Origin of the sequence: Kitasatospora sp. NPDC059646 (genome assembly GCF_042734615.1) — a bacterium.
In the GTDB taxonomy this organism is placed as follows: Bacteria; Actinomycetota; Actinomycetes; order Streptomycetales; family Streptomycetaceae; genus Kitasatospora.
Map to the genome: position 1 here is coordinate 44,004 of NZ_JBHWDS010000035.1, position 13,137 is coordinate 57,140.

The 13,137-nt window shown below is 73.8% G+C and carries 14 protein-coding genes; 8 read left to right on the forward strand and 6 right to left on the reverse strand.

From position 1 onward, the window contains the following. The first annotated feature begins 74 nt into the window (after positions 1 to 74). Entirely contained in the window at positions 75 to 1,094 is a 1,020-nt protein-coding gene (locus tag ACFV1L_RS23545) for a nucleotidyl transferase AbiEii/AbiGii toxin family protein (protein ID WP_380368798.1), read from the forward strand. A gap of 146 nt (positions 1,095 to 1,240) precedes the next feature. On the opposite strand, the gene ACFV1L_RS23550 is transcribed toward ACFV1L_RS23545, so the two are convergent. The 3 genes from ACFV1L_RS23550 to ACFV1L_RS23560 all read right to left on the reverse strand — a co-directional run bounded on the left by ACFV1L_RS23550 (position 1,241) and on the right by ACFV1L_RS23560 (position 4,281). Further along, on the reverse strand, positions 1,241 to 2,191 hold the full coding sequence (locus tag ACFV1L_RS23550) for a beta-ketoacyl-ACP synthase III (RefSeq protein WP_380368801.1): 951 nt from the start codon (positions 2,189 to 2,191) through the stop codon (positions 1,241 to 1,243). Between the two features lie 416 nt (positions 2,192 to 2,607). Then, entirely contained in the window at positions 2,608 to 3,042 is a 435-nt protein-coding gene (locus ACFV1L_RS23555; RefSeq protein ID WP_380368804.1) for a hypothetical protein, read from the reverse strand. A 117-nt stretch (positions 3,043 to 3,159) separates the two neighbouring features. Continuing rightward, a complete protein-coding gene (locus ACFV1L_RS23560; RefSeq protein WP_380368807.1) occupies positions 3,160 to 4,281 on the reverse strand; it encodes an NADAR family protein in 1,122 nt (373 codons plus the stop codon). A gap of 174 nt (positions 4,282 to 4,455) precedes the next feature. Between ACFV1L_RS23560 and ACFV1L_RS23565 the strand changes: the two genes are divergently transcribed. The 3 genes from ACFV1L_RS23565 to ACFV1L_RS23575 all read left to right on the forward strand — a co-directional run bounded on the left by ACFV1L_RS23565 (position 4,456) and on the right by ACFV1L_RS23575 (position 6,614). Further along, a complete protein-coding gene (locus ACFV1L_RS23565) occupies positions 4,456 to 5,211 on the forward strand; it encodes a hypothetical protein (protein WP_380368810.1) in 756 nt (251 codons plus the stop codon). A gap of 67 nt (positions 5,212 to 5,278) precedes the next feature. Next, positions 5,279 to 5,893, forward strand: a complete 615-nt coding sequence (locus tag ACFV1L_RS23570) for a hypothetical protein (protein WP_380368811.1) — start codon at positions 5,279 to 5,281, stop codon at positions 5,891 to 5,893. Between the two features lie 109 nt (positions 5,894 to 6,002). Then, a complete protein-coding gene (locus ACFV1L_RS23575) occupies positions 6,003 to 6,614 on the forward strand; it encodes a TetR/AcrR family transcriptional regulator (RefSeq protein WP_380368814.1) in 612 nt (203 codons plus the stop codon). A gap of 44 nt (positions 6,615 to 6,658) precedes the next feature. Here the strand turns inward: ACFV1L_RS23575 and ACFV1L_RS23580 are convergent, their stop codons facing one another. The 3 genes from ACFV1L_RS23580 to ACFV1L_RS23590 form a co-directional block, all read right to left on the reverse strand. After that, entirely contained in the window at positions 6,659 to 6,973 is a 315-nt protein-coding gene (locus tag ACFV1L_RS23580) for a hypothetical protein (RefSeq protein WP_380368816.1), read from the reverse strand. A 182-nt stretch (positions 6,974 to 7,155) separates the two neighbouring features. Further along, positions 7,156 to 7,521 carry a VOC family protein gene (locus tag ACFV1L_RS23585; RefSeq protein WP_380368819.1) on the reverse strand — a complete coding sequence of 122 codons (366 nt, stop codon included), beginning with the start codon at positions 7,519 to 7,521 and terminating at the stop codon, positions 7,156 to 7,158. Further along, a complete protein-coding gene (locus tag ACFV1L_RS23590) occupies positions 7,518 to 8,120 on the reverse strand; it encodes a TetR/AcrR family transcriptional regulator (protein ID WP_380368822.1) in 603 nt (200 codons plus the stop codon). The genes ACFV1L_RS23585 and ACFV1L_RS23590 overlap by 4 nt, the downstream gene beginning before the upstream one ends. A gap of 203 nt (positions 8,121 to 8,323) precedes the next feature. Here ACFV1L_RS23590 and ACFV1L_RS23595 point away from each other — a divergent pair, with 203 nt between their 5' ends. The 4 genes from ACFV1L_RS23595 to ACFV1L_RS23610 are packed head-to-tail and all read left to right on the forward strand — an operon-like array spanning position 8,324 to position 13,065. Beyond that, complete coding sequence (locus tag ACFV1L_RS23595; RefSeq protein ID WP_380368825.1) at positions 8,324 to 9,166, forward strand: nitrilase-related carbon-nitrogen hydrolase; 843 nt, start codon at positions 8,324 to 8,326, stop codon at positions 9,164 to 9,166. Between the two features lie 5 nt (positions 9,167 to 9,171). Next, on the forward strand, positions 9,172 to 10,560 hold the full coding sequence (gene hydA / locus ACFV1L_RS23600) for a dihydropyrimidinase (protein WP_380368881.1): 1,389 nt from the start codon (positions 9,172 to 9,174) through the stop codon (positions 10,558 to 10,560). Between the two features lie 16 nt (positions 10,561 to 10,576). Then, complete coding sequence (locus tag ACFV1L_RS23605; RefSeq protein WP_380368827.1) at positions 10,577 to 11,578, forward strand: TIGR03842 family LLM class F420-dependent oxidoreductase; 1,002 nt, start codon at positions 10,577 to 10,579, stop codon at positions 11,576 to 11,578. Further along, the gene (locus ACFV1L_RS23610) at positions 11,575 to 13,065 is read left to right on the forward strand and encodes a multicopper oxidase family protein (RefSeq protein WP_380368830.1); all 1,491 of its coding nucleotides are present in this window, start codon (positions 11,575 to 11,577) and stop codon (positions 13,063 to 13,065) included. The genes ACFV1L_RS23605 and ACFV1L_RS23610 overlap by 4 nt, the downstream gene beginning before the upstream one ends. The last annotated feature ends 72 nt before the right edge of the window (positions 13,066 to 13,137 follow it).

The window sequence follows — 13,137 nt, forward strand, 5'->3', positions numbered from 1 at the left end:
CACGACGGTGACGGCCCGTCACCCTTTCCGGCACCGGCACCCGGACCGGGACGGCCGTCGGGGAGGAGCCCAACGTGCACAACGACCGCCCGGCCCGGGCCGGCGACCGGCCCCGTGCGGCACCCGACGGACCGCACCGCGCCGCGCACCGCGCCGTGCTCGACCACCTGCTCGGCCTGGTCGCCGACTCCTCGCTGAGCGACGTCCTGGTGCTCCGGGGCAGCATGGTGATGCCGGCCTGGGTCGGCGCCGAGGCGCGCGAACCCGCGGACCTCGACTGGATCGTCCCCCGGCCGTCGCTGATCCCCGTCGACACCGAACACCCCTACCCGTACGTCGACGAGGTGGCGGTCGTCCAGCAGTGGCCGGAGGCCGCCGACGGCGCCGCCCGGTACGAGATCTGGACGTACGAGGAGTTCGACACCCGGGGCCTGCGGCCCGCCGTCCCGCCCGAGGGGCTGCACTGGATCGCCGAAACCGAACCGGAGACCCGCCCGCCGTACGAGACGCTGCTCGACCTGGTGCGCGAGCGGCCGACGGCCGCGCCCGGGCTGGTGCTCGACGCGGACGCCGCCCGGGACGACGGCACCTGGACCTACGCCGAGTACGAGACCCCGGGAGTGTGCCTGACCGTCCCGTGGCAGGCCGACGGCCACCCGTCCGGCGAGGTGCGGATCGACTTCGCCCGCGACGAGTGGCTCCCCGAGGCCCCGGTGTGGACGGCGATACCCCGCGCCGACGGCACCGGGCCGAGCGTCGTGCGCACCGCGGGCCGCGCCCTGTCGCTCGCCTGGAAACTGCTCTGGCTGCACGCCGACAGCGCCGCGGCGGGCCGGGCCCGGGCAAAGGACCTGCACGACGCCGTGCTCCTCGCCGAGACCGCGGCCGCCGAGCTCACCCCCGCGCTGCTGCGCAAGGTGTTCAGTCGCGAGCCGGGCTGCCCGGCGGCCGGCGACGCGCTGCGCCTGGACGCGGTGGTCCTGGGCTCCGTCGACTGGGAGGAGTTCCGCGCGGACCACCCGCGGGTGCGGGGCACCGCCGAGGAATGGCTGGAGCGCCTGCGCCGGGCGCTGGAACCGGTGCGCGAGCGGTAGGCCCGGTGCACCGGTTCCGGCGGCCGGCGGTCGGCGTTCGATGCCCCGGCGGGTCGGCGGCCGGGACCGGTCGACGTTCCGGGGGCCGACGTTCCGGGGTCGGCGGTCGGCGGTCGGCGGTCTGCGGTCGGGGGTCTGCGGTCGGCTCAGGGGCAGGTGACGACCTGGCCGGCCCAGGACAGGCCGCCGCCGAACGCGAACAGCAACACCCGGGCGCCGGAGACCAGTTCGCCGCGCTCCACGAGCTTCGCCAGGGCCAGCGGGACGGACGCCGCCGAGGTGTTGCCGGAGTCCACCACGTCCCGGGCGATCACCGCGTCCTCGGACAGGCCCAGCTTCTGCACCAGCGACTCGATGATCCGCAGGTTCGCCTGGTGGGTCACCACCCCGTCCAGCTCCGCCGGGCTCAACCCGGCTGCCCGGCACGCCTGTTCGGCCAGCGCCGGCAGCTCGGTGGTCGCCCACCGGAACACCGCCTGGCCGTCCTGCTCGAACCGCGGGTGCCAGTCGCCCAGCAGCCGCACCGCGCTCGCCCGCGACGGGTCCGACCCCCACACCACCGGGCCGACGCCGGTCCCCGCCCCCTCGGTCGCCGAGAGCACCGCCGCGCCCGCGCCGTCGCCCAGCAGGATGCAACTGCGCCGGTCCGTCCAGTCGGTGACGTCCGACATCTTCTCCGCGCCGATCACCAGCGCGTGCCTGGCCGCGCCCGCGCGCAGCGAGTGGTCGGCCAGCGACAGCGAGGTGCAGAAGCCCGCGCAGCCGTTGTTCACGTCGAACGCGACCGCGGACGGGATGCCCAGGCGGGCCGCGACCTGCGCCGCGATCGACGGGCAGCGGTCCATCGCGCTGCAGGTGGCCACCGTGATCTGCCCGATCTCCGCCGGGTCCAGGCCGGACGCGGCGAGCGCCTTGGCGGCGGCCGCGGCGGCGAGGTCCGCCACCGACTCCTCCGGCGCGGCGATCCGGCGGGTGGCGATGCCCGTCCGCCGGCGGATCCACTCGTCGTTGGTGTCCACCATGGTCGCCAGCTCGTCGTTGGTCAGCACCCTGCTGGGCTGGTGGTGGCCGAGACCGGCGATACGGACTCCGGGCATGGCAGCTCCCTTCCGCGACAACGGCCGCCGACCGGTGCCGGTGGCAACGGCGGGAAATATAGCAACCGACCGATCGGAATCTAAGCGGCGGCCCACGGACCGGACACACCGTCACCTCCGCCCGGCCCGCCCGTCCTCCCGTCCTCCCGTCTCGGCGGAGCTCGACCGCCGCCTCCCGCTCGGCGAGGAAGGCGTCGAGGAGCTCGAACAGGACCTCGATGGCCCGCTGCTCGTCCTCGGGCGGCAGGTCCCGGACGTTCCCCCATCCGTGGCGGTCGGCGTGCGCCGCGTAGCCGGCGAGGAAGGCGGTCACCGTGTCGAACGAGGCCCTGCCCACGACCATGCTCGGACGCCGCCCCAGGAAGGCGAAGAATTCGCGCTCGCTCGTCTCCGACGATTGCTTCATGCGCGAGAGCCTATTGGGGTTCGACCGCGCGGTACGGCTGCCGGTCGCGGCTGAGGTGGAGGCGCTGGTCGACGAGCCGCCAGGACAGGCTGTGCCCGGTCAGCGCCCATCCCTCGGATCCGTTGCGGGCCCGGTCCACCCAGTCGCGGAGCGCGGGCAGGGCCAGGTCGCGCAGCAGCCCGCGGGTGGCGGCCCGCTCGGCGCTCGGGACGGGAATGACGACGATCCAGACACTCGACCACCAGCGGGGGTGCAGACCGTTGCCGTAGTTCGAGCCGACGGGCGGCCGCCACAGGGCATCGAGCAGGCTCCCGTCCGTCGAGCCCCGGCTGCCGAAGCTCACCTGGAGCGCGTCGGACGGCGCCTCGCCGAGGGCGGAGCGGAGGTCCGTCGAGGTGAGCGGCCACGAGAGGTGCCGCGGCAGGCGGCGGTGACGAGCAGACACGCGCCCGAGAATGGCAGACGAACCGGCACGGGCGCCCGGGGATTTCGGGCGGACCCGCCGGGAGTCCGCTCCTCGCCCCCTTGCTGATCGGTTGCCTCAACGGCGACGTCCAGCCGGTCACGCCCCGAGGACTCCTGCCTGCCGCGCCCGGAGTTCGGAGCGGACGAGTTCGAGGAGGCGCCCCGACCAGTTGCGGCCGCGGCCCGCGTTGTCGCCCCAGAAGGACGAGTCGGCGTCGTCGTAGAGCACGGTGGCGTCGCCGGTCGCCAGCAGGATCGCGGCCAGGTCGGGGTGCTGGTCGTACTTGGCGCGCAGCAGGCGGGTCATGACGGCGGTCCGGACGTGCTCCCAGCCCTCGCGGCGCGGGGCCCCGGCCGCGAGGGTGCGCGCCGCGGCCGCGCTCGGCGCCGCCGCGACGGCCGGCCTGGTCGCGGGCTCGGCGACCGACAGCGCCCAGTAGGCGTGTGCCGCCGAGGGGTAGTCGGTGCCGTCGACCGTGATCGGCGCGGGGTAGTCGTGGCGCAGGGCGACCTTGCCGGGATCGTCCAGCGGCTTGTTCGGGTACGAGTGGTAGAGCTGGACGGCCGGGGCGTGCGAGGTCGCCGGCCCGTCCGCGGGGATCCGGTCGGCCCGTTCGGCCCGCCGGCGGGCCCGGTCCTCGAAGTACGCGAGGGCCTCGTCGTAGCTCTCCTGCGTGACCGTGCCGTCGAACGGCAGGTAGGTCCGGCCGCCGGGCCCCGCCACCAGGACCCGCAACGGCCAGTCCTTGCGGTCCATGTCGCCCAGCGTGTAGCGGCGCTGCGACTCGTGGACCGCCAGGAACGCGGCCCGGGCCGAGTCCCGGTTCTCCTCGGTCCGGTCGGCGAGGAACGCGTCGACCGCGGCCAGGCAGCGGCCGGTCGAGTCCGGCCGTCCGTTCAACTCGTCGATGGTGTCGCGGACTTCGGCGAGCAGCTGGTCCGGGCTGGTCCAGCTCTCCGGTTCGCCGAACTTCCAGTCCGCCAACTCGTGCGCGGAGGCCTCGCCGCCTTCCGGGAAGCTGGTGGCGACCCAACCGGTGCGCAGCTTCTCCTCGAACTCCTCGACGGTGACCAGGCCCCAGCAGTCGATGAGCCCGTCGGCGTAGACGAACAGGTCGGTGAGGAAGTAGTGGCCGCCGTTGCGAACGAACGCGTGCCGCCAGGTGCCGGGGATGCGGACGCCGTCCGCGGTGCGATGGGTGATCCGGTTGCCGATCATGCCGGGATTGTGCCGCGGCAACCGCCGGGCGGACCGCGAATTTCCGCGTCCCGGCGCCTGCCCCCGGACACGTCCGGTCGGAGCGGTCGCGGATCAGGGGCGGCGGTCGGCGGCTGTCCTGACGGTTTGTCATAATGACCCGTTCGAAGATCCGTTCGTTGTGGGGGGCTGCTGGTGCGCGGGGGACGACTGTTGGCGGGTGCGGTGCTGTCGGCCGTCGCTGCGTCAGGGGCGGCGGCCTGCACCTCGCCGTCGACCGGCGACACGGCGGCCTCGGCCGCGCCCCCGCCGTCGGCCACGGCATCGGAGACGCCGCTGGAGAACCTGCCGGTGGAGGAGGTCATCGCGCGGGCGCGGGTGGCGGGCAACACGCTGACCAGCCTCACCATCACGCTGAGCCTTCCCGAGTACCGCGAGGGCGCGGTGACCGGCACCTTCTCCCAGGACAGCAGCGGCTCGTGCGCCGGCCGGTACGCCGTCGCCGGCAAGGGCACGACCGAAGTCGTCCGCTCCGGCGGCAAGGTGTGGTGGAAGCCGGACGCCTCTGCCCTGCGGGCGTCCGCTCCGGACCTGCCCGCCTCGGAGGTCGGAAAGTGGTTCGGCGGCAGTGAGAGCACGACCAAGACCTTCGCCTCCGCCTTCTGCAACATGGGCACGGCTCTCGCCACACAGGTCGGCCTGAACACCGACGGCAGCCTCGGCAAGGACCTCGCCGTGGCGGGTACCCGGCAGCTCGACGGTCGCAAGGTGGTGGTCGTCACGATGACCGACGAGAACGGAGTGCCCGTCTCCTACTTCATCGCCGCGGAGGGCAGGCCCTACCTGCTGTCGACGGAGAGCGGCGGCGGGAAGATGGCCGTTCAGCTGGGGGACTTCGGCAAGCCGGTGGACGCCACGCCCCCGCCGGACGACCAGGTCGCCCGCCGCTGACAGGCGCTCGCGGGCGGGCGACGACGGCGGTCGCGGGGCTGTCGCAGGGAGGTGGCACACTCACCGGGTGACCACGATTGAAGCGATCGAAGCGGTACTGACCGCCAACAACCAGTACGGCGAGGCCGGTTGGGCCGGTGAGTTCACGGCGGCCGGGCAGTTGGCGACCCGGGGCGAGGTCGCGCTGTGCGGGTTGGACGGCGCGGAGTTCTACACCTTCGGCGTCCTCGGCGACGGACTGCACGACGTGTACCTGGCGTACGAGCAGGACGAGGAGCGGGGCGCCACCGTCACGGCGGTGGCGCTGGTGGCGGGCGGCCGCCCGCCGGAGGCGCTGACGGCCGCGGACTGGGAGGAGGCGTCGGACGACGTCAACGCGCTGAGCGAGCACGCCACCGCGCTCCACTCCGGCACCCCGGAGCGGTACGGCATCCGCAAGGCCCTGCACCTGACGCCGGAATTCGCGCAGGCCGAGGACCCGATCGCGCAGGCCGTCGCCGAACTCCGGGCCCAGGAGGCGGGCGGCTCCCGGACACCGGTGCTCGACGTGCTGGTCGACCCGGCGACCGGCGCGAACGCGCTGGTCTTTCCCACCTGGGCGTTCACCTCGAAGAGCATCCTGATCGGGCGGGACGCCGACGGTGCGGGCGTGGGGATCCTCTGGTCGCACTTCGGCGAGTGAGCGGCCCACGGGCCGCGGCTCCGCACGTCAGGCCGGTGACCACGTAGGATTCGCGGACTGGGGCGCCGGCCGGCGCACCCGATCCCGCGGACCCGACGGAGGAGGACCGATGAGCCCGCGCAGCACCGTGGCCGAGGCCCGCCGCACCCGGGCCCGGATCATCGACCGGAGCGTGGCACTGGCGTCCGTGGACGGCCTCGAAGGGCTCACCATCGGACGCCTCGCCACCGACCTCGGGCTGAGCAAGGCCGGGGTGCTGGGCCACTTCGGCACCAAGGAGACGCTCCAGCTCGCCACCCTGGAGCGGGCGTCCGGACTGTTCACCACCCTGGTGTGGGATCCGGCCGCGGACGCCGAACCCGGCCTGCCCCGGCTGCGGGCGGTGTGCGAGAGCTGGATCGCGTACCTCGAACACGCCCGCGAGGTGTTCCCCGGCGGCTGCCTGTTCACCACGGCCGCCGTCGAGTTCGACGCGCACGACGGTCCGGTCCGCAAGAACGTCGCCCGGCTGCTGCTGGTCTGGCGCCGCCGCCTGGCCGGCGAGGTCCGCCTCGCGGTCGAGGCCGGCCACCTGCCCGCCGACACCGACCCGGAGCAGATCGTCCACGAGCTGACCGGCATCTACCTGGCGCTCAACCAGTCGCTCCAACTGCTCCGCGACCCCCTCGCCGCGACCCGCACCCGCAACGCCCTGAACCGCCTCCTCCCGCCGCCCGCCTGACGCCCCGTGGGGCTCCCGGGGCGCGGGCGGGCGGCGGGAGGGGATCAGGAGGCGAGGCCCTCGACGCTGGAGACGGTGGCGCCGAGGTCGCACCACACGGTGGAGGTGCCGCCGGTCTCCACCCGGTTCCCGTAGTGGGTGTAGGTGCCGTAGCCGGGCTTGTAGCACGCGGCCTTGGCGACGAACGGCCCGCCGGTGCACCGGATGGACGCCCCGGCGTGGCCGCCGCTGCCGGTGAAGTACTGCTTGTTCCCGCACGACAGCGCCGCCGCCCCGGCGGACGACGACGAGGCGCCGACCAGCCCCGCGGCCGCCAGCACCACCGAGGCGACCACCGTCGCCATGACCCGAGCACGCATTCCGACCTCCCGCAGACGAGGAATCGACCGTATGCGGAGAACCGTAGGCAGTCCCGACCCGCGGCCACCACGGCGCGCCGCCCGTGTCGGTTGGCTCCGGCGCGCACCGTTCCCGCACCCGGCCGGGCCGCGCCGCCCCGTGCCCCCGAGCGCCCCCGCCCGGGCGCAGCCGGGTGGGGGGGTCAGGCCGGGGACATGACTTCGAACAGGTTGCCGGCGGGGTCGGTGAAGTAGAGGCCGCGGGCGCACAGCGGGTGGTCGGTGCGGCCGTTGTCGGGGGCGGACGGGTCGTTGCCGTACGGGGTGCCGGTGTCGTGCAGGCGGCCGAGGATGCCGTCGAAGGTGGCGGGGTCGACGTCGAACGCCAGGTGGTGGCCGGTCGGTTCGGGGACGGTCAGGAAGTCCAGCGTCAGCGACGGGTTGACCCGGACGGGGGCGAAGTGGCGGTCGGGGCCGGTGTACTCCAGGCCCATGACGGTGGCGAAGAAGCGGGCCGCGGCCTGGTTGTCGACGGCCGGGACGACGGTGTGGTTCAGCGTGATGGTCATGTGCGGCCTTCCGGGGTGAGAGCGCCGTGCAGGAGCAGGTCGACCAGTTCGGCCGGGTCGGGGTGCTGCTCGTCGCCCGCACGGGCGAACAGCAGGCCGAGGAACAGCGCCGCCAGCCGCTCGGGCGGCAGCCTGAGCACCTCCCGCTCCGGCTCGAAGAGTTCGGCCAGGGCCCGGCGCACCGGCAGCGTGCCGGCGGCCCGGTCGGGCGGGGCGGCGTCGCGGGTCCCGGCCCGGCCGCCGGTGGCGTGCAGCGCACCGAGGAGGGCGCCCAGTCGGTCCAGGTGGGCGCCCAGGGCGGCGGCGGCCTCGACCAGGCGGTCCGGGAGCGGCTGCGCGAGGGAGATCGCGGCGAGCCGGTCGAGCGCGGGCTCGGGGCGCAGCGCCTCGGCGACGCACGCCGCGAGCAGGGCGTCCTTGTCGGCGAACACCCGGAAGAGCGTCCCCTCCCCGATCCCCGCCGCCCGGGCGATCCGACGGGTGGTCACCGCCCCGCCGTGCTCGACCACCAGCGGCAGCGCGGCCCGGACGATCATCTCCCGCCGCCGGTCGGCGTCCATCGAGGGTGCCCTGCGCCGTCCCGGCGCGGTCTCGGTCATGCCCGCCAGTATCGGAGTGAGCACTCACTCCGGTCAAGGGGCGGGTGGCCCCGGCAGCGGTCCGGCGGCCGGGCAATCGCAGTAACAGGCCGTCAATCGTTCGAGTGCTGAATGCCCGTCACCCGCCGCGTGGCACCCGGACATCGCCCGGGCGGCTCCTACTGTCGGCGCTCTAACGGTGCGTTCGAACGAGGAGGACGGCCATGGGTCGTGTCGTCAGGGCTGCCCTGTTCCAGACCGCGTGGACGGGCGACGCGGAATCGATGGTCGCGGCGCACGAGAAGGCCGCCCGGGACGCCGCCGCGCAGGGCGCGCGGATCATCGGGTTCCAGGAGGTCTTCAACGCACCGTACTTCTGCCAGGTGCAGGAGCCCGAGCACTACGGGTGGGCCGAACCCGTCCCGGACGGGCCGACGGTGCGGCGGATGCGCGCGCTGGCCCGGGAGCTCGGGATGGTCATGGTGGTGCCGGTGTACGAGATCGAGCAGGCCGGCTTCTACTACAACACCGCCGCCGTGATCGACGCCGACGGCAGCTACCTCGGGAAGTACCGCAAGCACCACATCCCGCAGGTCCACGGCTTCTGGGAGAAGTACTACTTCCGGCCCGGGAACCTCGGCTGGCCGGTGTTCGACACGGCGGTCGGCAAGGTCGGCGTCAACATCTGCTACGACCGGCACTTCCCGGAGGGCTGGCGGGCCCTCGGCCTCGCGGGCGCCGAGATCGTCTACAACCCGTCCGCGACCAGCCGCGGGCTCTCCGCCTACCTGTGGCAGCTGGAGCAGCCCGCCGCGGCCGTCGCCAACGAGTACTTCGTCGCGGCGATCAACCGGGTCGGCGTCGAGGAGTACGGCGACGACGACTTCTACGGCACCAGCTACTTCGTGGACCCGCGCGGGCAGTTCGTCGGCGAGGTGGCCTCCGACAAGCGCGAGGAGCTGGTCGTCCGGGACCTCGACCTGGACGTCATCGACCAGGTCCGGCAGCAGTGGGCGTTCTACCGGGACCGGCGGCCGGACGCGTACGGCCCGCTCACCGGGGCGTGAGCACGGTGGCCCGGACCCTGATCACCGGCGGGCTGGTCGTCACCGCCGCCGAGGAGACGCCCGCGGACGTGCTGATCGAGAACGGCACCGTGGTCGCGCTCTCCCTGACGGGCCGCCAGCAGTGGACGGCGGACCGGGTGTTCGACGCGACGGGCAAGTACGTGATCCCGGGCGGGGTGGACGTCCACACCCACATGGAGCTGCCGTTCGGCGGGACGTGCGCCTCCGACACCTTCGAGACCGGCACCCGGGCCGCCGCCTGGGGCGGGACCACCACCGTCGTCGACTTCGCCGTCCAGTCGAAGGGCGCCGCGCTGCGCGCCGGACTCGACGCCTGGCACGCCAAGGCCGACGGGCGCTGCGCGATCGACTACGGCCTGCACATGATCGTCTCGGACGTGAACGAGTCGACGCTCCGTGAGATGCCGGGCCTGATCGGCGAAGGCGTCACCTCGTTCAAGCTGTTCATGGCCTACCCCGGCGTCTTCTACTCGGACGACGGCCAGATCCTGCGCGCCATGCAGCAGGCCGCCGACACCGGCGGGCTGATCATGATGCACGCCGAGAACGGCCCCGCCATCGACGTGCTGGTCGAACAGGCCCTCGCCCGCGGCCGGACCGACCCCCGCTACCACGGCGAGGTGCGCAAGGCGCTGCTGGAGGCCGAGGCCACCCACCGGGCGATCCAGCTCGCCCGGGTGGCCGGCTCGCCGCTGTACGTGGTGCACGTCTCCGCCCGCGAGGCGCTCGCCGAACTCGCCGCCGCCCGCGACCTCGGACTGCCGGTGTTCGGCGAGACCTGCCCGCAGTACCTGTACCTGTCCACCGACAACCTCGCCGAACCCGGCTTCGAGGGCGCCAAGTACGTGTGCTCCACCCCGCTGCGGCCCGAGGAGCACCAGGCCGCGCTCTGGCGCGGGCTGCGCACCGACGACCTCCAGGTGGTCTCCACCGACCACTGCCCGTTCTGCTTCAAGGGGCAGAAGGAACTCGGCCGCGGCGACTTCTCGAAGATCCCCAACGGCCTGCCCGGCGTGGAGAACCGGATGGACCTGCTGCACCAGGCCGTGGTCGACGGCCACCTGACCCGACGCCGGTGGATCGACATCGCCTGCGCCGCACCCGCCCGGATGTTCGGCCTGTACCCGCGCAAGGGCACCCTCGCGCCCGGCGCCGACGCCGACGTGGTGATCTACGACCCGCACGCCACCCACACCCTCTCCGCCGCCACCCACCACATGAACGTCGACTACTCGGCGTACGAGGGCCGCACCGTCACCGGCCGGGTCGAGACCGTGCTGTCGCGCGGCGAGGTCGTCCTCGACCGCGGCCACTACCTCGGCCGCCCCGGGCACGGCGCGTTCCTGCCCCGCTCCACCTGCCAGTACCTCTGAAAGGGGAACCCCCGCAGTGGACTTCGGACTCGTCCTGCAGACCGACCCGCCGGCCGGGAAGGTCGTCGACCTGATGCGCCGCGCCGAACGCAACGGCTTCCGCTACGGCTGGACCTTCGACTCCGCCGTGCTCTGGCAGGAACCGTTCGTGATCCACAGTCAGATCCTCGAACACACCGAGCGGATGCACGTCGGCACCATGGTCACCAACCCGGGCACCCGCACCTGGGAGGTCACCGCCTCCACCTTCGCCACCCTCAACGACATGTTCGGCAACCGCACCGTCTGCGGCATCGGCCGCGGCGACTCCGCGATGCGGGTGGCCGGCCGCCCGCCCAACACGCTGGCCCGGCTCGGCGACGCCATCGACGCCATCCGCGACCTCGCCGAGGGCCGCGAAGCCGTCGTCGACGGCACCCCGATCCGGATCCCGTGGATCACCGACGGCCGGCTGCCGGTCTGGATGGCCGCCTACGGCCCCAAGGCGCTCGCCCTGGCCGGACGCAAGGCCGACGGCTTCATCCTCCAACTCGCCGACCCCTACCTCACCGAACGGATGGTCAAGGCCGTCCGCCGCGCCGCCGAGGAGGCCGGCCGCGACCCCGACGCCATCACCGTCTGCGTCGCCGCCCCCGCCTACGTCGGCGACGACCTGGACCACGCCCGCGAGCAGTGCCGCTGGTTCGGCGGCATGGTCGGCAACCACGTCGCCGACCTGGTCGCCAGGTACGGCGAGCACTCCGCCCTGGTCCCCGACGAACTCACCGCCTACATCAAGGACCGGCACGGCTACGACTACAGCCACCACGGCCGCGCCGGCAACCCCTCCGCCGACTTCGTGCCCGACGGCATCGTCGACCGCTTCTGCCTGCTCGGCCCCGCCGAGGCCCACCTCGCCAAGCTCCGCACCCTGCGCGAGCTGGGCGTCGACCAGTTCGCGCTGTACGCGATGCACGACGCCCGCGAATCCACCATCGACGCCTACGGGGCGCGAGTGATCCCGGAGCTGACCGCGTGAACCGCCGAACCTTCCTCGCCCTCGCCGCCCTGACCGGCGCCACCGGCCCGCTCACCGGCTGCGGAACCAACACCGGCACCGCACCGGGCCGCCCCGCGCCCCCGCCGCGCGACCCGTCCACCCCGCTGCGGATCCCGCCGCTGCTGCACCCCGAAGCCGACGCCGACGGCGTCCGCACCTTCGAACTCGCCATGGCCGCCGGACAGTTCGCCCTGAAGCCCGGGCGCCCCACCACCACCTGGGGCTTCAACGGCCCCTACCTCGGCCCCACCCTGCGCGCGAGCCGCGGCGACCGGATCGCGATGACCGTCCACAACCGCCTCCCCGAGGCCACCACCGTCCACTGGCACGGCACCCGGCTGCCCGCCGCGATGGACGGCGGACCGCACCAGCTGATCGAACCCGGCGCCAGCTGGACGCCCGGCTGGACCATCGACCAGCCCGCCGCCACCACCTGGTACCACCCCCACCCGCACGGCGAGACCGCCCAGCACGTCTACCGAGGCCTGGCCGGCCTGTTCATCATCGACGACGACCAGGACCCGCAGGCCGGCCGGCTCCCCAGCACCTACGGCGTCGACGACATCCCGCTGATCCTCCAGGACAAGACCCTCACCGCCGACGGCGCCCTCGACGGCGACCCGCTCGCCGGACCCTACGGCATCCTCGGCGACCGCATGCTGGTCAACGGCACCACCGACGCACGCTTCGACGTCACCACCGGCCGCGTCCGGCTGCGCCTGCTCAACGCCGCCAACGCCCGGGTGTACAACCTGGCGTTCGCCGACGGCCGCCCGCTCCGGGTGATCGGCACCGACGGCGGACTGCTGCCCGCCCCCGTCGAGACCGACACGCTCACCCTCAGCCCCGGCGAACGCGCCGAGGTCCTGGTCGACTTCGATCCGCTCGACAGCGCCGTGCTGCGCACCGTCGACAACGGACTGGACCTCGCCCGGGGCGACTTCGACCTGCTCCGGTTCACCGCCGCCGCCCGGCTCCGCACCGCGCCGGCCCTGCCCGCGACCCTCGGCGGGCCGCCCGCGATCGTCCCGCCGGACGGGGCGACGGTCCGTCAGTTCCTGCTCAACGGGCGGGACAACACCATCAACGGCCGACCGATGGACATGGACCGGATCGACGAGGTCGTCCCCGTCGACGCCGTCGAGATCTGGGAGATCCGCAACGGCGGCGGCCTCTCGCACAACTTCCACATCCACGAGGTCGCCTTCCAACTCCTGGACGACGACGGCCGACCGGCCCCCGGGTACGCCGGCGGCCACAAGGACACCGTCTTCGTGCCCGCCAACAGCACGGTCCGGCTGGCCGTCCAGTTCGGCCCGTACAGCGACCCGGTCGAGCCGTACATGTACCACTGCCACGTGCTGCGGCACGAGGACGGCGGCATGATGGGCCAGTTCGTGACCGTCGAGCCCGGGACCGAGGACGAGGTGCCGCGCACTTACCGCGGCACCGGCCGCGCCGGCTGACGGACCGGTGCGGCGGACGGCCCGGCCGACGGACCGTTCCGGCGGGGAGGTCGGCGGGCGCTGTCAGGGGCG